Source organism: Pseudomonas sp. CFBP 13727 (assembly GCF_014841915.1).
GTDB lineage: Bacteria > Pseudomonadota > Gammaproteobacteria > Pseudomonadales > Pseudomonadaceae > Aquipseudomonas > Aquipseudomonas baltica.
Genome location: NZ_JACYUT010000001.1, coordinates 562,594 through 585,928, shown reverse-complemented (window position 1 = coordinate 585,928; position 23,335 = coordinate 562,594). Strand labels below are relative to the sequence as shown.

Annotated in this window: 18 protein-coding genes; 9 read left to right on the top strand and 9 right to left on the bottom strand. The window is 64.5% G+C overall.

What is annotated here, in order from left to right; translation table 11 throughout:
• Positions 1–73 precede the first annotated feature (73 nt).
• Positions 74–595, bottom strand: a complete 522-nt coding sequence (locus tag IFT76_RS02515) for a sigma-70 family RNA polymerase sigma factor (protein ID WP_122478551.1) — start codon at positions 593–595, stop codon at positions 74–76.
• 182 nt (positions 596–777) lie between these two features.
• On the opposite strand from IFT76_RS02515, the gene IFT76_RS02510 reads away from it, so the two are divergent.
• Positions 778–2,946, top strand: coding sequence for a condensation domain-containing protein (locus IFT76_RS02510; protein ID WP_192057317.1), 2,169 nt, complete (start codon positions 778–780; stop codon positions 2,944–2,946).
• 437 nt (positions 2,947–3,383) lie between these two features.
• Here IFT76_RS02510 and basC read toward each other — a convergent pair whose 3' ends face one another.
• Positions 3,384–4,703, bottom strand: a complete 1,320-nt coding sequence (basC, locus tag IFT76_RS02505; RefSeq protein WP_192057316.1) for a putative histamine N-monooxygenase — start codon at positions 4,701–4,703, stop codon at positions 3,384–3,386.
• A gap of 61 nt (positions 4,704–4,764) precedes the next feature.
• Positions 4,765–9,123, bottom strand: a complete 4,359-nt coding sequence (locus IFT76_RS02500; RefSeq protein WP_192057315.1) for an amino acid adenylation domain-containing protein — start codon at positions 9,121–9,123, stop codon at positions 4,765–4,767.
• 117 nt (positions 9,124–9,240) lie between these two features.
• Here IFT76_RS02500 and IFT76_RS02495 point away from each other — a divergent pair, with 117 nt between their 5' ends.
• From IFT76_RS02495 to IFT76_RS02480, 4 genes are all read left to right on the top strand, one after another.
• Positions 9,241–10,416, top strand: coding sequence for an isochorismate synthase (locus tag IFT76_RS02495; RefSeq protein WP_192057314.1), 1,176 nt, complete (start codon positions 9,241–9,243; stop codon positions 10,414–10,416).
• A gap of 28 nt (positions 10,417–10,444) precedes the next feature.
• Positions 10,445–12,280, top strand: a complete 1,836-nt coding sequence (locus IFT76_RS02490) for a (2,3-dihydroxybenzoyl)adenylate synthase (protein ID WP_192057313.1) — start codon at positions 10,445–10,447, stop codon at positions 12,278–12,280.
• A gap of 62 nt (positions 12,281–12,342) precedes the next feature.
• The gene (locus tag IFT76_RS02485) at positions 12,343–13,569 is read left to right on the top strand and encodes a histidine decarboxylase (RefSeq protein ID WP_192057312.1); all 1,227 of its coding nucleotides are present in this window, start codon (positions 12,343–12,345) and stop codon (positions 13,567–13,569) included.
• Between the two features lie 58 nt (positions 13,570–13,627).
• Positions 13,628–13,945 carry an isochorismate lyase gene (locus IFT76_RS02480; RefSeq protein WP_197976832.1) on the top strand — a complete coding sequence of 106 codons (318 nt, stop codon included), beginning with the start codon at positions 13,628–13,630 and terminating at the stop codon, positions 13,943–13,945.
• A 117-nt stretch (positions 13,946–14,062) separates the two neighbouring features.
• Here IFT76_RS02480 and IFT76_RS02475 read toward each other — a convergent pair whose 3' ends face one another.
• Together IFT76_RS02475 and IFT76_RS02470 are read right to left on the bottom strand one after the other, a co-directional pair.
• Positions 14,063–14,557, bottom strand: a complete 495-nt coding sequence (locus tag IFT76_RS02475) for a DUF1543 domain-containing protein (RefSeq protein WP_192057311.1) — start codon at positions 14,555–14,557, stop codon at positions 14,063–14,065.
• Positions 14,558–14,652: 95 nt separating this feature from the next.
• Positions 14,653–15,588, bottom strand: coding sequence for an alpha/beta fold hydrolase (locus IFT76_RS02470; protein WP_192057310.1), 936 nt, complete (start codon positions 15,586–15,588; stop codon positions 14,653–14,655).
• 93 nt (positions 15,589–15,681) lie between these two features.
• On the opposite strand from IFT76_RS02470, the gene IFT76_RS02465 reads away from it, so the two are divergent.
• Positions 15,682–16,266, top strand: coding sequence for a CGNR zinc finger domain-containing protein (locus IFT76_RS02465; protein ID WP_192057309.1), 585 nt, complete (start codon positions 15,682–15,684; stop codon positions 16,264–16,266).
• Between the two features lie 7 nt (positions 16,267–16,273).
• On the opposite strand, the gene IFT76_RS02460 is transcribed toward IFT76_RS02465, so the two are convergent.
• On the bottom strand, positions 16,274–17,677 hold the full coding sequence (locus IFT76_RS02460; RefSeq protein ID WP_192054391.1) for a heavy metal sensor histidine kinase: 1,404 nt from the start codon (positions 17,675–17,677) through the stop codon (positions 16,274–16,276).
• Positions 17,650–18,345 (bottom strand): heavy metal response regulator transcription factor, encoded by a 696-nt coding sequence (locus IFT76_RS02455; RefSeq protein ID WP_122478529.1) that lies wholly within the window; start codon positions 18,343–18,345, stop codon positions 17,650–17,652. Before IFT76_RS02455 ends, IFT76_RS02460 begins: the two co-directional genes overlap by 28 nt.
• Before the next feature lie 222 nt (positions 18,346–18,567).
• Between IFT76_RS02455 and IFT76_RS02450 the strand changes: the two genes are divergently transcribed.
• From IFT76_RS02450 to IFT76_RS02440, 3 genes are all read left to right on the top strand, one after another.
• Entirely contained in the window at positions 18,568–19,173 is a 606-nt protein-coding gene (locus IFT76_RS02450; RefSeq protein WP_122479675.1) for a hypothetical protein, read from the top strand.
• A gap of 211 nt (positions 19,174–19,384) precedes the next feature.
• Entirely contained in the window at positions 19,385–20,008 is a 624-nt protein-coding gene (locus tag IFT76_RS02445; RefSeq protein ID WP_185793563.1) for a cytochrome b/b6 domain-containing protein, read from the top strand.
• Entirely contained in the window at positions 20,001–20,771 is a 771-nt protein-coding gene (locus tag IFT76_RS02440) for a molybdopterin-dependent oxidoreductase (protein ID WP_185793562.1), read from the top strand. The genes IFT76_RS02445 and IFT76_RS02440 overlap by 8 nt, the downstream gene beginning before the upstream one ends.
• Positions 20,772–20,952: 181 nt before the next feature.
• Here the strand turns inward: IFT76_RS02440 and IFT76_RS02435 are convergent, their stop codons facing one another.
• Both IFT76_RS02435 and IFT76_RS02430 read right to left on the bottom strand, forming a co-directional pair.
• Positions 20,953–21,918, bottom strand: coding sequence for a methyltransferase (locus IFT76_RS02435; RefSeq protein ID WP_192057308.1), 966 nt, complete (start codon positions 21,916–21,918; stop codon positions 20,953–20,955).
• 16 nt (positions 21,919–21,934) lie between these two features.
• A complete protein-coding gene (locus IFT76_RS02430) occupies positions 21,935–23,296 on the bottom strand; it encodes an iron-containing redox enzyme family protein (RefSeq protein WP_192057307.1) in 1,362 nt (453 codons plus the stop codon).
• Positions 23,297–23,335: the final 39 nt, after the last annotated feature.

Below are 23,335 nucleotides of genomic sequence, written 5' to 3'. Positions count from 1 at the left end.
AAGGTGTGCAGGCTCGGCACAGGTCGTGGATGCACGGTGCTTACCGTGTATTACGAGCGACGGCGAATATTCCTCAATGGCTGCAGCGATCGCTGGCGAAGGGCTGGCAGGCGCGCATGGCGCTGGCGATGTACTTCTCCACGGACGACACCGACACATTGATCTGACTGGCGATTTCGCGATGGCCCATTCCGCTCAGGCGATGCAGGAGCAGGGCCTGGCGGGCCTTGGCCGGCTGCTGGTTGATGACGGCGTCGACCTGGGTCAGTGCTTCGAACGCCAGGGCGCGACTCTCTTCCGATGGCCCCAGTGGCACGTCCTGGTGCCTCAGGCGTTCCAGGTGCCCGGCTTCCAGGCTGCGACGACGGTAGAGGTCGATGAGCATGCCCTTGGCGATCTGCGTGAGGTAGCAGCGACAGTGCTCGGGCGCTGGCACGGCGCCCTTGCGGATGAGGTTGAGGTAGATGTCGTGCGCCAGGTCCGCGGCGTCCGTCGAGTTGCCCAGCTTGCGTCGCAAAAGGCCGCTGAGCCAGCCGTGATGATCTTTGTAGAGCCGCTCCACTTGTTGTCTGAGCGCGAACGATCCGTTGTCCACGATGCCTTTCCCCACCCCATGTCGACGCTGCGATTTTGACGAATGCTAATAAGTATGATTATCATTTGCACGATACGGTGTTTGTTTCGCGAGTGCAAACGCACCGCTCTTCCTCGCCGTCCTGCCGCGTTCATGCATCGGCCGCGGCCTTGTTTTTCCTGCCAACCAAGGTGCTTATTTCCATGATGGAAACCCGTCCTGACAACGTATTGCAGACGCCGCTTACGCCCCATGAAGAGCAGGCGTGGCTGCTCCAGCAGCAGTATCCCGAGCAGATCCGCAAGCATTTCTGCGCCTGGTCGCTAGGCTGCGCATTCGATACCCAGCGCCTGGAGTCCGCCCTGAGGGCGGTCATCGATGCACTGCCGGCGCTCAATGCCCGTTATCTGTTCGACGATGAAGGCGAGTTGCGCAAGGTCACGGCCGAGGATTGGCAAGCCTGTGTCGCCGTGCTGCACGTCGATACTCCGGCGCAGGCAGGCGACCTGCTGCTGGCCCGTCAGGCGTCGCCCTGGGACGCCGAAACCCAGGCGCCGCTCGCTGCCCTGGTGATCCAGACCGGGCAGGGCGTGATCCTCGGGTTCGTGCTGCATGAGGTGCTGGACCAGACCTGTCGCGAAGACGACCTGTATCGACTGGTCCTGGATGCCTACGACGGTCGTCCCGTGGGCGTGCCGCACCTGCCGTGGCTGATGCGCCAGGCCACCGACAGCCCACCGCTGGCTTCGCCATCGGCCGACCCCCAGGTGTCGAACGATGCCGACGCCATGGGCGCGCTGATCCTCGGCGAGTTCCGCAACACGCTGGCGGAGCCGGGCATGACGTTGGAAGACGACTTCTTCGAATTTGGTGGCCATTCCCTGCTGGCGACGCGAATCATCGGCAAACTTGCAGACAGCCACGGCGTGGAGGTGGACTTCAACGACTTCTTCAGCGCGTCCACGGCGGGCGCGCTGGCACAACGGGCACGTCGCCGCGAACAGCGTGCATTGGCCGCTGCAGTGGCCTCGTCGACACCTGTGCGAACCGCCCCTTTCGCACCGGCGCAGGCGTCGCTCGGGCGTGCGTACGCCGCCTTCGATTTCGGCACGATCTTCAACCTGCCGTTCGCCGTGGCGTTTCGCGAACCGGTCGACGAGGCCGTTTTCGAGCGCGCCTTCCACGATCTGGTCGAGCGCCATGCCAGCCTGCGCACGACCTTTCATTTCGATGAAGGCGAACCCTACCAGCGGCAGGTACCCCTGGAGCGGCTGAGCCAGTACCGCTGGTTCTGGTCCAGCCAGCACAGCGAGGGTGCCAGCCTGGCCAGCGAAGCGGGGCATGTTTTCGACCTGTCCCGCGAGCTGCCGATGCGCGTGCGCTTCCTGCGTGACGGGCAACAGGCGGGGCAGACGCTTTCGCTACTCGTCCACCACATGGCCATCGACGAGTGGTCGCTCAACGTGCTGATGCAGGACCTGAGCCAGGCCTACGCCGCGCGCGCCGCCGACCGGGTGCCGGTCTGGCACGAGCCGGCGCCGGCCTTTCACGAGTACGCCACGCGCGCTCGCATCGCCGGCATCGACCCACGGCACCTGGCCTACTGGACCGACATGCTGGGCGATGCCACGCGCGGCCTGCAGTTGCCTGACCAAGCCGGTGCGGCTGGCGCGCGTGCGAGCGAATCCGGCATCCAGGCACAATGGTTCGAGATCACCCCGAGCCAGGAGCTGACCGATGGCCTGCAGCGGTTTGCCAGGCACAACAGTGCTTCCCTGTTCGGCGTGCTGTACACCGCCATTGCCTTGGCCTTGCACAAGGTCGGCGGCCTCGAGGAACTGGTGATCGGTACCTCGGCTTCCGGGCGCACCGATCCGGCCTACTACAACACGGTCGGCTACTTCACCACCATGGTCGCCCATCGCGTGCGCTTCGATGCGCAGCAGGCACTGGGGTCTATGGTCGAGGCAGTCAGCAGCCTGATCAATGATTCCATGGCCTACGCCGACGTGCCGCTGGAGCAGATCCAGCAGGCATTGGGCATGACCCCCGCGGACGGCCTGTTGTTCGACGTCTACATCCAGATTCACGCCAGCAACGCCTTGAATGGCGCGCTGCGTGGGGCCGACGGCGAAGCGATCCGCTACCGGCAGGTCGACCCGGAAAAGAGCCAGTCGATGTTCGGCATGCAGTTCGAAATCATGGAAAACATGTTTGAGGGCCAGCGCTCGTTGCGACTGGTCGTCACCTATCAAACCGCGCGCTACAGCGCCATGCAGATGGACCGGGTCAGCCGCGCGATCGAGCAGGTGTTGACCGCGTTCACTGACAGGGAAGGAGCAAAAGCATCAGTGGGGCAGTTGAGCGTCTAGCGCCGTCCCTTGTAGGAGCGGTCATCGGCCGCGAAGGGTTCACCGCGGTGTATCAGGCTAACCGCGGTGTCCTTTTCGCGGCCACTGACCGCTCCTACGGATGTTGTGCGATTCCCTGTGGGAGCGGTCACCGGCCGCGAAGGGTTCACTCCGGTGTGTCAGGCGGACCGCGGTGTCCTTTTCGCGGCCACTGACCGCTCCTACGGATGTTGTGCGATTCCCTGTGGGAGCGGTCACCGGCCGCGAAGGGTTCACTCCGGTGTGTCAGGCGGACCGCGGTGTCCTTTTCGCGGCCACTGACCGTTCCTACGGATGTAGTGCGATTCCCTGTGGGAGCGGTCATCGGCCGCGAAGGGTTCACCGCGGTGTATCAGGCTAACCGCGGTGTCCTTTTCGCGGCCACGGACCGCTCCTACGGAGGGGCGCGATGGCGCGGTTCAGTCCTGATGCATGCCGTAGCGCTGGAACGACGAGCGTTTTGGCAGTCGGTAGCGGGCGCGCCCCAGCAGTTGGTTGACGATGGTGGCGTTGCGCGTCGGGGCGATGCCCAGGTCGGGTGAGCCGACGCCGTGCTGAAAGATTTCCGCGTTCTGGATGAAGATCTTGCCGACGCCGTCGTCACGGCGGCGCGCGGTGAAATCCGCCTGCACCACGCAGTCACCATAGCTGTCGGTGTCCAGCAGTGTGTCCTTGAGCCGTTCGAACCACTGCGGCCAGGTGTGCCGGTAACCGGTCGCCGCAACGATGGCGTCCGCTTCGATCGTGCCGGTCTGGTCCAGTTCACGGTGCCGGTAGGCGATACGCAGTGCGCCGTGAACATCCTCCACACGCTGCACATCGCAGTTCGACAGCAAGGTCAGCCCTGGGTCACGCCCGCCGATGGAGCGCTCGTAGATCAGGTCGTACAGGGCGCCGATGGTCGAAAAACTGATGCCCTTGTACAGCAACCCTTGCCCGGCAACCACTTCGCGCCGTCGCTCGGGCGCCAGACTATGGAAGTAGTCCATATAGGCAGGGGTGAAGCATTCCTGGCCCAGCTTTGAGTACTCCATCGGATGAAAGCCCGGCGAGCGCGTGATCCAGCGGATCGAGGCGCCTGCCGCGACCCGCGCCGGCGTCAGTTCGCTGAACAGTGCCAGCACGCATTCCGCTGCACTTTGCCCGGAACCGATGACGGTAACCTGACGGCACTCGGCCAGCTCCGCCTGGCGTTTGCCGAACTGCGCCGAGTGCATGATCGGCGCAGTGCTCCTGACCTGTGCCCACTGGGGCAGCAGGGGCTGGGTGCCGATGCCTACGGCCAGGTGTCGGCTGCGGTATTGACGCTTGAACCCCGAGATCGACTGGCTCTGGATCAGGAAGCGCTGGGTGTCGGCGTCATAAGTCACCTCGCAGACTTCCTCGTCGAAGCGGCAGGTACCCAGGCGCTGGGCTGCCCAGCGGCAGTAGTGGTCGTATTCCAGCCGAGGTACCTGGAAGTTGTCGTAGTAATAGAACGCGTGCAGCCGATCGTGGTGATGCAGGTAATTGAGGTAGCTCAACGGGTGGGTTGGATCGGCCATGGTCACCAGGTCCGCCAGAAAGGGCACCTGCAAGGTGGTGCCGGGAAGGAGCAGGCCTTCGTGCCAGCGAAACTCGCTCTTGCGTTCCAGGAACAGATGACTCACCTCGGGGTGGCCATCGAGCAGCGCGGCCAGGCCCAGATTGAACGGGCCGATGCCTATGCCCGCAATGTCTATCGTCGTTACATCCGTCATCCCGTCTCTCCATGAGCATTGTCAGGTGGGCGCGACGCCGTTGCAGGGCGCCGCATTCGATTCAGTCGGTCAGCGTGGCTGCGCCCTTGGCGAGCAGGCACTGTACGTCGTGGGCATTGCGGCACTGCAGTAGCTGGCCGGGCGACAACGTCACTGCGAAACGCTCGCGTAGCCCGGCCGCAATGGCTTTCAGGTGCTGTGGTCGCAAGCCCAGGCTGATGAAGTGGGTGGTAACGTCGTCGCCATGCTGCGCCGGGCGGCCCAACACGTTCAGGTAAACCTGCAGCACGGACAGCGCCAGCGTGTCGGCAGCCGGCGACGACTCGGTGGCCGGTACGGCGAGCAGCGCGCGTGCCTGCCGGCGGTCGACCTTGCCGTTCTGCGACAGCGGCAGCTGGTTGACGGCCAGCAGGCGCGTTGGCAGGTGCGAAGGCTGCAGGTGTTCGCGGGCGTAATTGCGCACTTGGACGACGCTGACTGGCGGCATGCCGGCAGCGCTCACGTACAGCACGCCGAGGTTGGTTTCGCCCTGGCTGGAGTCCTGGTAATCCACTACCAGCACCTGGCACAGCGCAGGATGGTTGCTCAGGACCTTCTCGACATCGGGCAGCGAGACGCGCACGCCGCGCACTTTCACATAGCCGTTGACCCGGCTGTCGAAGAGCAGGGTGCCATCGCTCCGGTAGCGTCCGCGGTCGCCGCTGCGAAAGGCCCTGATCGGGTGGCCCTGTTCATCGCCGACCGTGATGAAATCGGTCTGCGCGTATTCGCCGCCTTCCAGATAACCGAGCGCCAGGTTCACGCCCGCGGTATGGATACGCCCCACAACGCCCGGCGGGCAATGCCGGCCGTGGTCATCGAGCAGCAGATAACGGTTGCCCGGCAACGGCTCGCCGTAGGGAATCAGCGTGCGGTCGTCGCTGCCGATCTCGTGCCAGATGCTCCAGATGGTGGTTTCGGTGGGCCCGCCCAGGGAGATCAGGCGGGCGTGCGGCAGGCATTCGCGCAACTGGGCGATCACCACCGGCTTGATGTAGTCGCCACCCTGGGCGATCAGGCGCAGGCTGCGCAGGTCATGCTCGCCGCGACCGGCCAGGAGCATTTCCACGATCGCTGGTACCGAACACCAGAGGCTGACCCGATGCTCGGCGATCAACTGGTTCCAACGCACCGCGTCCTTGTCCTCGTTCACCGCCGGCAGCACCAGCGTGGCTCCGGCGCTGAGGCTGCCGAAGACGTCGAACAGCGACATGTCGTGGTGCAGCGGCGTCACTGACATGAGCACGTCGTTCTGGCTGACTTGCCACCGCGCCAGCGTGCTGCCGATGACGTTGGCGGTCGCGCGGTTGTTCAGCACCACGCATTTGGGTTGGCCCGTGGTCCCCGAGGTGTACAGATAATAGGCGGGCGCTTCACTCAGGGAAAAATCGGGCAACGACACGGGGAAGGGCGCGTGCTTGGCGAGCAGCTCGGCCATGATGGCCATCGGCTGTTCGATGGGTTCGAGATCGGCCAGCACGACCAGATCAGGTTGGCAGTTGTCCAGCAGGTAGCGGCGGCGTTGCTCGGGTGCTTGAGCATCGATGGGCACCCAGATCACACCCGTCAGCGCGCAGGCCAGAGTCAGCATCGTGTGCTCCGGGCTGCGCGGCAGACAGATCGCGACCACGTGACCGCGGGTGAGACCTCGGGCCTGCAAGGCGGCGATCACCCGTGCCACGCCGTCGCCCAGTTCGGCGTAGCTCAGCCGCCGGGATCCGCAGATGAGTGCAGTGCGGGTGTTGTCGGCATCGAAAACCTGCTCGGCGATGTGGGCCAGGAAAGGTGCCTGGCAGGCATCGCGCTCGGGGCTGTTGCGGCGATAGTGGGCGGTGTCGAGCAGCGGCGCCGTTTCCAGGGTGAAGCTGTCGTGGGCGGCGATCTGGCTGACGGCGTCGTCCAGCATGCGCAGAATGTCGCTGACTTGCGCCGAATCCATCACCTCGTGCGCATAGTCGATATCGACCCGCAGCGAGCCTTGGGCGTCGGTCGACAGGCGAATGTCCATGGCCACCTGCGGCGTCTGGGTCAGCCCGCCGTGCAGGCTCATGGCGCTGTCGGCTGGCGTCACCGGCCACGACAGGCCGCTGGTGATCACCACCGGCAACACCGGCCCCGGGCCGTGGCGCTCGAACAGCAAACGAGTCAGGTCGACCCCGGAATACGCCAGGTGCTGCAGTCCCTCCAGCACATCCACCTGCAGCGCCTTGGCACGTTCGGTGAACGGGCGCCGATCGGCAATCCAGTTGATGGCGATAAAGCTCGAGTGGTTGGCCAGGTCGGCGCTGCGGGTTGGCGCGACCGGCAGGGCGACGCACAGATCGCCCTCGTCGAGCCAGTGCGAGAGCACTTCCAGAACCACCGCCATCAGTGCGGAATTCTTGAACAGGCGCTGTTGTGCGGCCCGTCGGCTCAGCGCTGCAAAGCGCGATTGGGGCACCTGCAGACTCTGCCGTTGGTAGCGAGACGGACCAGCCTGGGCAAGCGGTCGTTTCCACGGCAGGCAGGGCGGCCCGCTGACCGCCGCGAGCTTCTCGCGCCAGTAGGCCATGTCTGCCTTGCGTTGCTCGTTCGCGGCCGGCGCTGGCACCGGGGCCGCTGCTGCCGAGGGCTGCTCGGGCGTGCCGGTGAACAACTCCACCAGCAACGCTGCGATGGAGTGGCCGTCCACAATCAGGGCGTCCATGCGCACGAACACGACGTGCTGGTCCTGGGCCAGTTCGAACAGCGTGACGTTCCACGGCGCCGCGTGCAGGCCGAATACGGCATGTGCGTAAGCTTCGCGGCGCTCTTCCACCTCGCGCAGGCCATCGCTCAGGGGCAAGTGGCGCAGGTCGATTTCATCCAGATGGGGCTCGGCCACATCGCTGACGTACTGCACGCAGCGCTGGGCATCGATGTGGGTACGCAGGCTCGGGTGGCGCCGGACCATGTCGGCCAAGCGGGCACGCAGCACGGCTGTGTCGATGTGCCCGCGGTATTCGCGAAATTCCTGCATGGCCACGCCGCCCAGCGGCATGTGCGCGCCGCGCCCCAGCAGGTAGGCCTGCTGCAAAGCGTTCAACGGGCGTCGGGCCGGCGGCGACGACAGGGGTTGATCCAGGCGGGTCGGATCGGCGGCAACTGCTTGCACCCGCGCGACGAAGCGCTCGAACAGAGGGGACACCCAGGCCAGCGGCAGGGCATCGACACGGATATCCCAGTTGATCGAAAGCCCTTCGTCGATGTGAGCGACCTGAACGTCCAGGGCCACCTGCGGACCTTGGGAGATCACCCAGTTCATCGGGCCGAACGCCCGCCGCACACGTTCGGAGAACAGCTCGCCCTTGCTGCGCTCCAACGCAGCGGTGAAGACCACCGGCGCCAGTTGCGCCGAGCCCGTATGCCGCGACAGGTCGCGCATCAGGTCGACGCCGGAATAGGCGCAGTGCTCCAGGGCCTGGATCAGGCTGTCACCCAGCTGTCGGCACAGAGTCGCGGGACTGCTGGCGTCGGCCATCTCCACGTCGACGATCAGCACGTTGGCGAATTCGCCGATGATGCCCTGCACCTGGGGCTGCACCGGCGCGCGCCAGAAGCTGGGGACATTGAGGCGAAAGCGTGGATCGCCGGTGCGCTCGCCCAGCACCGACGCGAACAGCCCCAGCATCAGGCTGGACAGGGTCAGTCGGCGCTCCCGCGCCAGCTTCTGCAGGGCTTGGTAGTGCCCGGCGTCGAGCCAGGTATGCAGGCGCTGGCTGTGCGGCTGCGCTGCGCTTGATTCGAGCAGGGGCAGGGTTGGGGCGGGCGCGATGTGGTCCAGGCGCTGGCGCCACCAGTGGCGATCGCGGTCGCGGGCAGCCTTCACCGCAGGGTCTGCCCGCAAGGTGTCCAGCCACTGGAAAAACGTCGGCGGCGTCGAAGCCGGCTGCTCGGGTGCTTCGTAGCCCGCGGCAAGGTCTTCCATGAGCGTGGGAAAACTGGACGGGTCTATGGCGATCATGTCGCTGTCGACGTGCAGGCGAAAGCGATTCTCGGGCAGCAGGCTGACGCCCACGCGCAGCCCGCCGACGTCTACCAGATCCAGCTGCTGATGGGTCCAGGCTTCGCGTTTGCGCTGTAGCGCCTGTTGCAATTGCACGGCCGGCAGATCGCTCAAGACGTCGACTTCAAGCGCCGGCTCGCGCGCCGTTGGCGGGGTGTGTTGCAAGCCCTCGGGGCTGACCCGCAGGCGCAGCATGGGGTGACGGCTACAGGCATCTTGCAGCGCCGAGCGCAGGCGTTCGAGGTCGATTCCAGCGCCATCGAACTCGGCGTACAGGTGAGCTGACACGCTCCCCAAGGCCGCATGAGCAGTACGCCCGATCCAGCAGGCGGCTTGCATCGAAGTTAACTCTCGCATGGCTCACTCGTCTCACGTGATTGACAACGTTCCGTTTATGTCGTCACCATTAGAAACAATAATCATTCACATTCGCAATTAAAACTTACATTCCAGGGCAGGGAGGCGACACCGAAGATGAGATCAGCCATCGTCAGGGCGACTGCGCCGCAAGACGTGCAACACGTTGTGCAAGATGACAATTTTTCGTTCATGTCGGGCCAGCGCGAGTTGCGTGCCAGCGGGCTGGCACAGCGCATCGAGACTCCGGCGGTGGGCGGGCAGGACGCGCAGGGTCGCTTCCAGCAAGCCATCCAGCGCGCTTTCGAGCAGGCGCGAAAGGCCGGGCAGGCCGTGCCGATGGTGGTCGGTGCGATTCCCTTCGATCCGTCCGAAGCGTCGTGCCTCTACGTTCCGGAGCAGGCGCAGTGGCACGACTTGGAGCCGGGCGGGGCGGGTACGCCGAGCCCCATGCCGTCGTTGCTGGAGCAGCGCAACCTGCCCGACCAGCACGCGTTCATGCGCTCGGTCGAGCACGCCGTGGCCAACTTCGGCTACAGCGACGTGCGCAAGGCGGTGCTGTCGGTGCAGCGCGAACTGGTGTTCAGCCAGGCCATCGACGTGAACGCCCTGGCCCATAACCTGCGGGTGCAGAACCCCAGCGGCTATCACTTTCGCGTGCCCATGGCCGACGGCGGCACCTTGCTGGGCGTGAGCCCCGAGTTGCTGGTGCGCAAGCACGGCGCCTCGTTCGTTTCCAATCCGCTGGCCGGTTCGGCCAAGCGCATGACCGATGCCGACGCCGATCGACGCAATGCCCAGTGGTTGTCCGAATCGGACAAGGACCACTACGAGCATGGCTTCGTCACCGCAGACATCGCCGCGCGGGTCAGCGAGCTGTGCACGCGGCTGGACGTACCGCAACGGCCTTCGCTGATCAGCACCCCGACCCTCTGGCACCTGTCGACGCGCATCGAAGGCACCTTGGCCGACGCCTCCGTGTCGGCCCTGCAACTGGCCTGTCGCCTGCATCCCACGCCTGCCGTGTGCGGTTTTCCCACCGAATTGGCGCGGCGTCTGATTCGTTTCGTCGAACCCACCGAGCGCGGCCTGTTCACCGGCATGGTCGGCTGGTGCGACGCCCAGGGCAACGGCGAATGGGTCGTGACCATTCGCTGCGGTACGGTCGCCGGCCCCAAAGTCAGGCTGTTCGCCGGCGCCGGTATCGTCGAAGCCTCGCAACCGGCGGCGGAATGGGCCGAGGTCCAGACCAAGCTGCGCACCATGCTCCAGGCGTGCGGACTGCACGCGTGATTTCCCCTTCCTCATGACGAGTGAAACCATGACTATCGAATTCACCCGCTGGCCACAGGACCGTGCCCAGGTCTATCGCGACCTCGGCTACTGGCTCGACAGGCCACTGACGCGGATCCTCGAAGAGCGCTGCCAGGCACAACCCGACGCACCGGCAATCATCTGCGGCGAGCGCAGCTTCACCTACGCCGACCTCGACCGCCTCTCATCCAACCTGGCCTCGCGCCTGGCTGCGCGCGGCCTGAGCCGCGGCGATGCGGCGCTGGTCCAGCTGCCCAACATTGCCGAGTTCTACATTGTATTGTTTGCCTTGTTCAAGGCCGGCATCGTGCCGCTCAACGCGTTGTTCAGCCACCGCAAGCTGGAGCTGGGGGCGTACGTCAAGCAGCTGTCGCCGCAATTGTTGATTGCCTCGCGCGAGCACGAAGTGTTCCGCGATGACAGCTATGAAAGCCTGTTCGAACAAGCGACGGCCCAGCCTCGGGTCGCTCTGTTTCTGGCCGATTCGCGCAACCAGCACAGCCTCGCCCAATGGCTCGAGACGCCGGCCACCGAGCAGGTGGCCTACGCGCCCACAGCCGCCGATGAAGTGGCCCTGTTCCAGTTGTCCGGGGGCAGCACCGGCACGCCCAAATTGATCCCGCGCACCCACAACGACTACCACTACAACGCGCGCGCCTGCGCCGAAGTCTGCGCCCTTACGACACAGACACGCTTTCTGTGTGCCTTGCCGGCTGCGCACAATTTCCTGCTCAGCTCGCCAGGCGCGCTGGGCGTGTTTCACGCCGGTGGCTGCGTGATCATGGCCGACAACCCCGAGCCGCTGGCGTGCTTCGCCCTCATCCAGCGGCATGCGGTCAATACCGTGGCCCTGGTACCCAGTGCCGTGGCCCTGTGGCTGCAGGCCGCGCCCCAGCATCGCGCGCAGTTGCAATCGCTGCACCACCTGCAGGTGGGCGGCGCGGTGTTCGCCGACTCGTTGGCGCGCCAGGTGCCGGCGGTGCTGGGCTGCCAGTTGCAGCAAGTGTTCGGCATGGCCGAAGGGTTGATCAACTACACCCGCTTGGACGACAGCGACGAGCAGGTGTTCACCACCCAGGGGCGTCCGGTCAGCCTCGGCGATGAAATCCGGATCGTCGACGAGCAGGGCGCCGAGGTGCCCACCGGCGAGACGGGAATGCTCGCCACCCGAGGCCCGTATACCTTCTGCGGCTATTACAACAGCCCGGAGCAGAACGCCCAGGCGTTCGACGAACAGGGCTATTACTATTCCGGCGACCTGGTGCAGCGCCTGCCCAGCGGTGATCTGCGCGTGGTCGGCCGTATCAAGGATCAGGTCAATCGTGGTGGCGAGAAGATCGCTTCCGAAGAGATCGAAAACCTCATCGTGCTGCACCCGGACGTGACCCATGCCGGGCTGGTGGCAATGCCGGACCAGGCCCTGGGCGAGAAGAGCTGCGCGTTCGTGGTCACTCGCGATCCGACCCTCAAGGCGCCCGCGCTGCGCCGTCACCTGCTGGCGCTGGGCATCGCCGAATACAAATTGCCCGATCGTATCCGCATGATCCCCAGCATGCCGTTGACGGCCGTGGGCAAGATCGACAAGAAGCGGCTGCGCCAACTACTGGCGGTGGAAGACAACCGCACTTGGCTGCAGACACGTCTGCTGCAACTGATCGAGGACGGTGACGCCCTCGACCCTCAGGAGAATCTGATTTTCTACGGGCTGGATTCCCTCCAGGTGATGCGCCTGGCGGCCGAGCTCAAGGAGCGCGGCGTGGCGGTGAGCTTCGAGGAACTGGCCACCGAACCGACCCTGGCCAACTGGTGGGCACTGGTCGAGAGCCGCCAGAAAGCTGCCTGATTCAAACGGCGAGCCGTGCCGGTGCAGTGCGGCTTGCCTGGTCATTCCAGAAAGGATCCACGATGACATTGTCTACCGCCGACACCGCGCGACTCGATGATTTCTGGCGACACTGCCTGGAGCATCAGTTCTTCAACATTGGCTACCCGGAAAATGCCGATTTCGACTACAGCACGCTCGAGCGCTTTCTGCGCTTTTCGATCAACAATTGCGGTGACTGGGGTGAACACAGCAACTACGTGCTCAACTCCTTCGACTTCGAAAAAGACGTGATGGCGTACTTCGCCGACCTGTTCGACATTCGCCGCGAGGACAGCTGGGGATATGTCACCAACGGCGGCACCGAGGGCAACATGTTCGGTTGCTACCTGGCACGGGAGCTGTTTCCCGATGGCACCTTGTACTATTCGCGGGACACCCACTATTCGGTGGCCAAGATCGTCAAGCTGCTGCGCATCAAATGCCGCGCCGTGGACGCGCTGCCCAATGGTGAGATCGACTACGACGACTTGCTGGCGAAGATCGCAGCGGACGGGGAAAGGCACCCGATCATCTTCGCCAACATCGGCACGACCATGCGCGGCGCCGTCGACGATATCGCCATCATCCAGGCGCGTCTGCAACAGGCCGGTATTGCGCGGCGCGACTACTACCTGCACGCCGATGCCGCGCTGAGCGGGATGATTCTGCCGTTCGTGGATACGCCGCAGCCGTTCACCTTTGCCGCTGGCATCGATTCGATCTGCGTATCCGGGCACAAGATGATCGGCTCGCCGATTCCCTGCGGCATCGTCGTGGCCAAACGCAGGAACGTCGAGCGCATCTCGGTGGAGGTGGACTACATTTCGGCGAGCGACAAGACCATCAGCGGTTCACGCAACGGCCACACGCCGATGATCATGTGGGCGGCGCTGCGCACCCATTCGCCAGCCCAGTGGCGCCGCCGGGTCGCGCACAGCCTGAAGAGTGCCCAATACGCGGTGAATCGGTTGCGTGCCGGCGGCATCGACGCGTGGCGCAACCCGAACTCCATCACTGTGGTGTTTCCCTGCCCCTCGGCGGGCATTGCCCGCAAGTACGGTCTGGCCACCTCGGGCGCTACCGCGCACCTGATCACCACGCCGCATCACCGCGACACCCGGGTCATCGATGAGTTGATCGACGAGGTGATCGCCGAGGCGCGCCCGGAGGCCTGGCGCGCCACTTTGCAGCGAAGCTGGCACGCGAACACCCAACTGCCGCCACGCAGCACGTCCTGGGCCGGCGGAGCCAGGCTCGACGGGCGGTGATGACCGGCTCATGGCGTGACACGTTGCCCATTCCACCTGAAGAACGAGGGAGACCATCTTGAATCAGCCACCCACACCCCAGGACTGTGCCAACCTGGAAGACATCCGTTGCGGCATCGACTGGCACGACCGGCAGATCTTCGACGCCCTGGTGCAGCGTTTGCAGTACGTCAAGGCCGCAGCGCAATTCAAACCCAGCGAGCAATCGATCCCGGCACCCGAGCGAGTTGCTGCCATGCTCGAACAGCGCCTGGAGTGGGCCGCTTTGGCCGGCTTCGACCCGGCGTTCACCGAGGCACTGTTCGAACGAATCATCCACTGGAACATCCAGCAGCAGATCGCCCACTGGCGCACGACCCGAGCGCCCAACGCCTGATCCACCGCGGCGTTCTTTTCGCGGGCAGAGCCCGCTCCCACAGGGGATTAGCGCATCCTTTCCCTTGTGGGAGCGGGGCTCTGCCCGCGAAGGGCGCGCTGCGGTCCGCCTGATGTTCTACGGCAGCACGATGTATTCGTTGCGCTGTTGAATGCCTTGGTGGGGCCCCTCGACCAGGTGCACGTAACGACCGCCGACCTGGTCGATCGGCACGCAATCGTCCACGTCCAAGACGGCGTCGGTGTGAGGCTGGCGCCAGTGTTCGAGGCACTGGCGGCGGGCGCGATTCTTGGCGTCTCGAGCCGTGTGCGCCACCACCAGCAGATAGTGGTGCGCTTCGCCGAACGACCGCGCCTCGTAGCCGCCAAGGTTGATCACATACAGCCGCGGCATGCCGGCGCTGGGCGCTAGCGGGCTGAACTCGACCTTCCACTGTTCGACACCGTCCACCGCCATCCAGGCATCGATGTGCAAACCTTTCTGACTGCCGAACCAGTCTGCCCTCAGCTGCGGATAGGTCGCTTCGAGCGAATCGGCAACGGCGCAGGCGATATCGTGCACTTCGATGCGTGCCTTGGGGTGCTTGCCGCCAAGCAGAACGACGTAGAGCATGGGTCCGGGTCCTCGAGTGGGGTGCTGGTACGACAGCATCCTGCCACTCATTGCTCAACGCCGTCTCGCTGAATGGGGCATTCGGCATCGCCCTCTCAACGAACGTTCTTGTCGAGGAATTCGCGGATCACCGGAATGATCTCCCGGCCATGGGTTTCCAGGGCGAAGTGGCCGGTGTCGTAGAAGCAAATGTTCGCCTGGGGCAGGTCGCGCTTCCAGGCCTGGGCGCCGGCTGGAAGGAAGAACGGGTCATGCTCGCCCCACACGGCCAGCAGGGGCGGCTGGTACTGGCGGAAGTAGTCCTGAAAGGTGGGGTACATCGCCACATTGGAGGCGTAATCCAGCACCAGGTCCAGCTGGATGTCGGCATTGCCGGGCCGCGAGATCTGCAGGCCTTCCAGGGTGTAGCCGTCCGGCGAAACCGCGCTTGGGTCGCTGACCCCTTCCAGGTACTGCCATTTGATCGAAGCCGGTGTCGGAAAATCCCGCAAGGCATCGCGGTGCTCTTGGGTAGGCTCGCGCCAGTAGGTCTGGATGGGTGCCCAACCAGCGCCCAAACCTTCCTCATAGGCGTTGCCGTTCTGCGAGATGATCGCACTCACGCGCTCGGGGTGCGCCACGGCCAGGCGCCAACCCACTGGAGCACCGTAGTCGTGGACCATCAGCGCGTAGCGGTCCAGCTCGAGCTGTTCGGTGAACTGGCCGATGGTCTGCGCCAGTTGGCTGAAGGTATAGGCGTAGTCGCCCCGGGCGGGCGCTTCGGTGAAGCCGAATGCAGGCAGATCCGGCGCGATCACATGGTAGCGGTCGGCCAGTTGCGGAATCAGGTCGCGAAACATGAACGAAGACGCGGCAAAGCCATGCAGCAGCAACACCGTGGGCGCACCCGGATCGCCGGCTTCTCGGTAGAACACGTTGACATCGCCGACCTGCTCGTAACGGTAGTGCACCGTGCGGTCGGCATGGGCGTTCGGCGCGGTGCTGGTCAGCAGCGAAGCGGCAAGCGCGGCTGCGGATTTCGAAATGGTCATGACGGCTCCTGATGTAACCCTTGATTGGTGTGTTTGAAGGTTACGGAGCATTCTGGTAACCTGTCAAACTAATTTTATGGGTTACAGAACGTCATGAATCTTACCGCCATCGCTCCTGACACGTTGTTCGTGGCCGACAACCTGGCTCTGGATTTCATCAATACCCAATACGGCGTGGGCGATCAGCAGCACGATTGCCTGCGCGACGACGAGGACGTACTGAAGTGGCTCGACGCTGCTGGCCTGCCTGCGCAACATGACCAGGCGGACACTGCTCGCGGACTATTGACCCAGGCCCTTGCGCTGCGCGCGTGTGCCAAAGGACTGGTGAACGCCGCGATGACCGGGGAAGAAGCCGACCCTGAAGTGGTCAACCAGATTCTCGAGGCCGGGCGCCCTGTCAGCGGCTTGCAGTGGAATGGCGCGGCACCGGCGTTTCGCATCGCGGTGCAGCCCAGGGATGCTGGTTCGGCAAGCCTGCTGTGGCCGGTGGCCGACGCTCTGGCCAGACTGGTCACGGGGGACACATTCGAGTTCGTTCGGCAATGCGAAGCCCATGACTGCGTGCTGTTCTTTCACGACCTGAGCAAGTCGCATCGACGCCGCTGGTGCAGCATGGCGACCTGTGGCAATCGCATGAAAGTGGCGGCGTTTAGGTCCAGGAAGAAGCCCGAATAGACTTGTTTCAGCCGCTTCCCGGCGCCGGGAAATGCAGCGCAAAGCGGATGCGTCCGGGCTGCGGCTGGGTCACGCTGGCCTCACCGGCGTGCAGTTGCATGATCGCCGCGACAATGGCCAGTCCCAAGCCATTGGAGTCCGAATTATGCTGGCGCGAAGCGTCGCCTCGGTAGAAACGATCGAACAGGCTGGCCAGCGCCGAAGGCTCCAGGGCAGGGCCCTGATTCTCTACCACGATCACGCATTGCCCCTCTGCCGACTCGACGCTGATCAGGGCATCGCTGTGCGGGTCGGCGTAGCGGATCGCGTTGGCCACCAGGTTGCTCAACGCCCGTCGCAATAGCAGCGGGTCGGCGTGCAGGGTGGCGTCACCGGAAATCAGCAGGCGGATCTTGCGTTCTTCGGCGAGCCCTTCGAAATACTCGGTGACTCGCTCCAGTTCATCGTGCACCTGCAGCGGCTGGCGCTGTACCACCGCCTGGGCGTCGTCGGCGCGCGCGAGGAACAGGATGCTTTCGACGATCCGGGAAATACGTTCCAGCTCCTCCAGATTCGACGCCAGCAGTGCCTGGTATTCGTCCGCACTGCGGCCTTGGCGCAGGGCGACCTGGCAGTGCCCCATCAACGAGCCCACCGGGGTGCGGATCTCGTGGGCGAGGTCTGCGGAAAATTGGTTCAGCCGCTGGTAGCCCTCGGCCAGGCGATCGAGCATGGCATTGTAGGCTTCGCTCAACTGTTGCAGTTCGACCGGCGTGTTGTCGCTGCTCATGCGGCTGTGCAGGCGTGCCGGGGAGATGTCGGTGGCGTGCGCCGCCATCTCGCGCAGCGGCCGCAAGCCGCGGCGCAGCAGCACGAAGCCGAGCAGGGCGGTGAGCAGGAACGCCATGCCCACGGCCAGGTAGATCCGCTGGCGGAACTCGCCGAGCATGACCATCTCCTTGACCATGATGTGCGCCGCCGTCAGTTGCACCTCGCGCCCACCGGAGGTGGTCAATACGCTCGCCGCCCGCAGGGGTATGCCCGAGGGTGCCATTCCTGTGCGCAGGTCGGCGCTGCCGGGAATCGCATCGTGGGCGACCGCAGGCACGGAGGGCAGGGTCGCGTGCAGCGGGTTGACCTGAATCACCGGTGGCTGGCCGGTCTCGGCAATGACGAAGATGTCGTCTTCGCTGCCGAGCATGTTCTGGAAGATCTGCGGGCTGCTCGAAAGTTTGTCCAGGGTCAGGTCGTAGTGCAGCAGTTTGCGAAAGTGGTCGAGCCGCCCGAGCACGGCGTTGTCGCTGCGCTGCAGCACCGAAGCTTTCATCGATTCGTACAGGTACCAGCCGGCGCCGGCCACGGTGAGCATGGCCACCAGAGAGAAGGCCAGGGTCGAGCGCAGGGTCAGGGAAGGTTGGCGTCGGCTTCGCATGCCCGCACCTCGCAGACGTAACCGATGCCGCGCACGGTGTGGATGAGCTTGACCGGGTAGGGCTGGTCGACCTTGCTGCGCAGGCGCTTGACCGCAACGTCGACCACGTTGGTATCACTGTCGAAATTCATGTCCCACACCTCCGAGGCGATCTGGGTGCGCGAGAGCACGTCGCCCTCGCGCCGCAGCAGCAGGTGCAGCAGGGCGAACTCCTTGTTGGTCAGGGTGATCACTTCCTGTTGCCGGGTCACCCGGCGCCGCAGCAGGTCCAGTTCGAGGTCGGCGAGGTGGAAGCGATCGGCTTCACGGGCGCCGCCGCGGCGCAGGATGGTGCGGATGCGCAACAGCAGTTCGGTGAACGAAAAGGGCTTTACCAGGTAGTCGTCGGCGCCCAATTCCAGGCCCCGAATGCGGTCTTGCAACTGGTCGCGGGCGGTGAGGAACAGCACCGGTACATTCTGCCGCGCGCGCAGCACCTCCATGATCTGGAAGCCGTCGATGCCGGGCAGCATGACGTCGAGCACCAGCAGGTCGTAGGGGTTTTCCAGGGCCAGGTGCAAGCCATCGGCGCCGTGCTGCGCCCAGTCGACGTTGTAGCCGGATTCGCCGAGGCCCTTTTTCAGGTACTCGCCGGTCTTGGTGTCGTCTTCGATCAAGAGGATGTGCATCGATCAGGCTCGCTCGGGCGTTCGCGGTTGCCGTGGAGGGTTCGTGGCGGGTGGGTTCGCACAGCGCAGTCTAACCAAGCGGCGCGGTGCTGTCGGTTACATTACCGTCATTGAGGCGCATGCCGCGCGAATGACAGAAATGTCATCGAGCGGTCATGCGCGCGTGCGGGTTGGTGGCCGAGGATGGGTGCACACCTACCGCAAGGAGTCGTACCGATGAAGATCAAAACTGCCCTGTCGACCACTCTCGGCACATTGCTGCTCAGTGCCGCCGTATTGGCCTCGGCTGCAGACATGCCGGTGGTCAAGCCGATGCGTGGCACGGTCGATGGCCTGGACAACAACACCTTGTCTTTCACCACTCGCAGCGGCGCGCACCAGACCATCGGCCTGACCGACAAGACCGGCATCCGCCTGGTGTCCAAGGCCAACATCGACTCGATCAAGGCTGACAGCTTCATCGGCTCGGCGGCTACTCCCCAGGCAGATGGCACGCTGAAAGCGCTGGAAGTGACCGTGTTCGAACCCAGCCTGAAGGGCAGCGGGGAAGGGCACTACGGTTGGGAAAACGCCGACGGTACCACCGGCACCATGACCAATGGCACGGTCGGCAAGCTGGCCCAGGCCAATGGTCGGACCTTGACCGTGAACTACAAGGGCGGCGAGAAGCAGGTCGTCGTGCCTGAAGATGTGCCGATCGCCTATGTCGAAGCCGGCAAGTCGGAGCAGCTGGTGAAAGGCGCCAAGGTCGTCGTGTTCCCTGCCGAAGACGGCAAGACCGCACGTGGCGTGGCCGTAGGCAAGGATGGCTTCCAGCCACCGATGTAACCTATGTCTTGACCGTCCGTCGCCGCGCTCATGTGTGAGCGGGTCTCTGCCCGCGAAGGGCGCACCGCGGTCTGTCTGATTCACCGCGGCGGCCTTTTCGCGGGCAGAGCCCGCTCCCACAGGGGGTTGGCGCATCCTTCCCCTTGTGGGAGCGGGTCTCTGCCCGCGAAGGGCGCGGTGGTGTGTTTCTTTGACATGGGAGGGCCATTCGATGGCCGTGCGTCGCATACATTCACTGACGGTACGCCTCACCCACTGGATCAATGCCTTCGGCATGACCTGCATGTTCATGAGTGGCTGGGGCATCTACAACGCCTCTCCATTGTTTGCGTTCCGTTTTCCGCCCTCGTTCACTCTGGGTGGTTGGCTGGGTGGCGCGATAGCGTGGCATTTCGCGGTGATGTGGCTGTTGGTCATCAATGGCCTCGTCTACGTCCTCTACGGATTGATCAGCCGCCACTTCAAGCGCGATTTGCTGCCGATCACTCCCCGCGCGGTCAAACGCGACCTGCGCGATGCCCTGCGTTTGCGGCTGATCCATGAAAAGGGCGTCTACAACGCGGTGCAGCGCCTCATGTACTGGCTGGTACTGGCGGCCGGGGTGCTGATTCTGGTATCCGGGGTAGCCATCTGGAAGCCCATCCAGTTCCAGGAGCTGGTAGCACTGCTGGGCGGCTACGATTTCGCCCGCTACGTCCATTTCGCCGCGATGTCTGCCATCGGCGCCTTTACAGTGGTGCACCTGGCCCTGGTGCTGCTGGTGCCCAAGACGCTGCCGCCGATGATCACCGGCGGGGTAAGGCCTTCGACTACCGGGAAGACCGATCATGAATGAACCCAAATCCCGCCGGGTCGCTCCGATAATCCTGGAACCGGCCCAGCGCAGCCAGCTCGAAAGCCTGCAACGCCGACATTTCCTGCGCGGCGGCCTCACCGTCGGCGCCATGGCGATGCTCAGCGGCTGCAATCTGCAGGACGGTGATCAGGTCGACAAGGTGCTCTGGGCCATGTCGCGCTGGAACGATCGAGTGCAAGCCTGGCTGTTCAACGGCCAGCGTCTGGCGCCTACCTACAGCAAGGCGCAGATGACCCAACCGTTCCCGTTCAACGCGTTCTACAGCGAGGACGACATCCCCGATATCGACGTATCGGGCTACGCCTTGGCAGTATCCGGCCTGGTGCGCGACAAGGCGGCCTGGACACTTGAAGGTCTGCGCAAGCTGCCCCAGCAGACGGACATCACCCGGTTGATCTGCGTCGAAGGCTGGAGCGCCATTGGCCAGTGGGGCGGGGTGCCGTTGAAAACCTTCCTCGAGCACATTGGCGCCGATACCACAGCCAAATTCGTCGGATTCAAGTGCGCCGACCGCTACTACTCGAGCCTGGACATGCCCACGGCCCTGCACCCGCAGACGCTCCTGGCCCTGGACTATGGCGAGGTTGCGCTGCCGCCCGAATATGGCTACCCATTGCGGGTTCGCGTGCCGACCAAGCTGGGCTTCAAGAACCCCAAGCACATCGTCGAGATCTTCGTCAGCAACGATTATCCCGGCGGCTATTGGGAAGACCAGGGCTACAACTGGTTCAGCGGCATCTAGCCGCGCGCGACGCGGCTCGCGCCGCTGCTACAGGGGTTCAGCGGCATCTGGAAGCGCGCACCCCCCTGTAGCAGCGGCGCAAGCCGCGTCGGCGGTAAATGCGCCCCCCCCCTGACACAGCGCAGTAAACCCGGACGCGGCTTGCGCCGCTGCTACAGGGCTTCGCAAAACCCTCGCAAGGTCAGGTTCTGGTGACGGTGAGGACCACGGCGGCGATTCGTTCGGCCTGGCGATACCCGGGGGTTTCCAGCTCCTCGCCGAATACGTCCGGGTCCACCTCTTCATAGGTCCATTGAAACCCTGGTACGTCCACCAATGGTTGCACCTGACTCAGAAACAAGTCGACGCCGGCCACCGACGGCGCGCCGGTGTACAGCAGCAGACTGCCGCCAGGCGCCAATCGACCCAACGCCTCGCTGGCGATGCGCACCGACAAGGCCGACCCCAGTTCGCCGCCGCCGTCGCGATACGCCCGTGCCTGGGGATCCTGCATGTACGGAGGGTTGGCAACGATCAGATCGAAATCCCCGCGGGTGCCCTGCAGCACGTCGCTGTGCCAGGCCGCTACATTGGCTACGCCCGCCAGTGCCGCATTGACTGCAGTGAAACGCAACGCCGCAGGATTGATATCCACTGCCTGAACCTGCGCTTCGCGGCGCGCCAGGGCAATCAGAATCGCCCCTGCGCCGCTGCCGCAACCGATATCGACCGCGCTGCGGATCGGCTGCCGGGACTCGTGCAGGTGCTTCTCGATGGCCCGTGCAAAACGATAGGTATCGGGCCCAAAGAAAACCGAATCGTGGGCGACGGTCGGATAGGCCGAGTGAACGAACAACTGCCCGCCCAGGCTGGACCAGCGCACCTCGCTGCGCAGCAGCCCCGACTGCTCGCTGACGATGGCGTTTTCCAGCAATGCCGCCGTCTCCACTTCGGGCAACAGGTTGGATTCGAACGGGCGACTCCAGCCGAACACATCACGCAGGTCACGGGCGACCGCGTTGCCAGGCCGCTCGTTGTTGCGCTGATGGGTCAGCGGCGTCACCGTCACAAAGCGGTAGCCATCTGCTTGCAAGCGGCGACCCAGCTGGAGCAGCACCTGGTCCAGTTCCGCGCCCTCGACGGTTGGGCACACGTTCACCTGGTTCATGTCAGAGCCTCGTACCTCAATATTCATGGCTCAGCGCTCCCTCGCTCAGTCGCCGAGTGAATGCCCGGGTAACTTCCAACCCCTCGGGCGATGCGTGCAGCGACGGCGACATCTTGCGAATCAGTGCCTGGGTCGGTTCCGCAGGCCGGGCTGTGCCGGTCGCAATGGCGACCGCGGGTGCGCGCCGGCGAAAGCGTGCCCTGAACGGATTGCTGGCGCCGGACTGATCGTCCAGCCAATCGCCGGCGATCCAGTCCTTGAGCAACTGCCGTTCGTAACCGTTGAACACGCCGAACATGGGCGCGCCCGGCCCATCGAGCATCTGCCAGAAACGGCTGGCCTCGGGGTCCTGGTGTCGCTTGATCCAGCCCTTGTTTTCCAGCGCGGTCAGAAAAGCGCCGCACTGGCCCGGCTTGGCCAGCCACTCGTTGACGGTCCTGCCTTCGAGGCGGCAGTAGTCTGAATGCATGTACTGGCCAAAGCCGCGCTTGCGCTCCAGCATCTGCACCACCTCATGGTCCAGATCGAAGCTCTCGATCACTGCGGCAGAGCCGATACCCAAGTCGTTGAGGTTGTAGCCTGCCCGCAGCCTCTGCAGAAACGCAGCGTTGTCCGCACCGCCCGGCAGCAGATCGAGCACGGCCGCTACCGCCTTGTGGGCATGCCCAGTGCCAGCGTTGTCGATGGTCACGTGCAAGGTGAAATAGTAAGGGTCGATGCCCAGCTCGTTCAGTTCGAACGCAGTGATCAGCAGGTGCAGCGGCAGTTGCTCGTAGCCCAGGTTGTAGCCGATCACCTCGGGCAGGAAGTCCTCGCTGGCCTGGCCCAAGGCCAACTGAATGGCGCCCTGCAGGTACAGCTCGTCGGCCAGGTCGTGGGTCGCCAGGCAGTCGTGCTCGGCCAACAGCGCGCGGTACAGCGTGACGTGGTTGAGCGAGGGATCACCGTCGCCCAACTCTTCGAGGTAGGTGCGGATCAGGCCGTGATAGCGCCAGTCCGCCGCATGCTTGACGGTGCCGAACAACCACGCGCCATCGACCAGCTTGCTTGGTGCCACCTGTTGCAGGAAATACAGGGCGTGGGCCTTGTTGCTGAAAAACCGTCGGGGCGCGCCGGCGTGGCGCAGGGCAAGATACTCGGAATACTGGCGACCCACCGCCGCGGCGTTGTCGGCCACCCACTGCAACAGCTGCGCAGGGTTCGAGGGCATCGGGCAGGGCAGCTCGGCCGCCAGCGCCAGTTGTTCTTCGAGAAACTGCTTCGCCCGTCCTGGCTCGGTGGCGTCGGGCTGGTCGAGTAGCGACCGGTAGAGCGGCAGGGCAGTACGCTCGGGCCTGGCCCCTGAATGCGGATGGCCAGTGGATTCAAGCGGGATCATGACAGCACCCATCGTGTTTTTGGTGTCTGGTTTCGAGTA

Excerpts from the sequence above, each read along its gene's own strand:
- IFT76_RS02470 (WP_192057310.1), bottom strand. The coding sequence starts at position 15,588 with ATGACCATTTCGAAATCCGCAGCCGCGCTTGCCGCTTCGCTGCTGACC.
- IFT76_RS02430 (WP_192057307.1), bottom strand. The coding sequence starts at position 23,296 with ATGATCCCGCTTGAATCCACTGGCCATCCGCATTCAGGGGCCAGGCCC.
- IFT76_RS02460 (WP_192054391.1), bottom strand. The coding sequence starts at position 17,677 with ATGCGAAGCCGACGCCAACCTTCCCTGACCCTGCGCTCGACCCTGGCC.
- basC (WP_192057316.1), bottom strand. The coding sequence starts at position 4,703 with ATGACGGATGTAACGACGATAGACATTGCGGGCATAGGCATCGGCCCG.
- IFT76_RS02465 (WP_192057309.1), top strand. The coding sequence starts at position 15,682 with ATGAATCTTACCGCCATCGCTCCTGACACGTTGTTCGTGGCCGACAAC.
- IFT76_RS02510 (WP_192057317.1), top strand. The coding sequence starts at position 778 with ATGATGGAAACCCGTCCTGACAACGTATTGCAGACGCCGCTTACGCCC.
- IFT76_RS02455 (WP_122478529.1), bottom strand. The coding sequence starts at position 18,345 with ATGCACATCCTCTTGATCGAAGACGACACCAAGACCGGCGAGTACCTG.
- IFT76_RS02475 (WP_192057311.1), bottom strand. The coding sequence starts at position 14,557 with ATGCTCTACGTCGTTCTGCTTGGCGGCAAGCACCCCAAGGCACGCATC.
- IFT76_RS02495 (WP_192057314.1), top strand. The coding sequence starts at position 9,241 with ATGAGATCAGCCATCGTCAGGGCGACTGCGCCGCAAGACGTGCAACAC.
- IFT76_RS02440 (WP_185793562.1), top strand. The coding sequence starts at position 20,001 with ATGAATGAACCCAAATCCCGCCGGGTCGCTCCGATAATCCTGGAACCG.
- IFT76_RS02490 (WP_192057313.1), top strand. The coding sequence starts at position 10,445 with ATGACTATCGAATTCACCCGCTGGCCACAGGACCGTGCCCAGGTCTAT.
- IFT76_RS02500 (WP_192057315.1), bottom strand. The coding sequence starts at position 9,123 with ATGCGAGAGTTAACTTCGATGCAAGCCGCCTGCTGGATCGGGCGTACT.
- IFT76_RS02435 (WP_192057308.1), bottom strand. The coding sequence starts at position 21,918 with ATGAACCAGGTGAACGTGTGCCCAACCGTCGAGGGCGCGGAACTGGAC.
- IFT76_RS02485 (WP_192057312.1), top strand. The coding sequence starts at position 12,343 with ATGACATTGTCTACCGCCGACACCGCGCGACTCGATGATTTCTGGCGA.
- IFT76_RS02445 (WP_185793563.1), top strand. The coding sequence starts at position 19,385 with ATGGCCGTGCGTCGCATACATTCACTGACGGTACGCCTCACCCACTGG.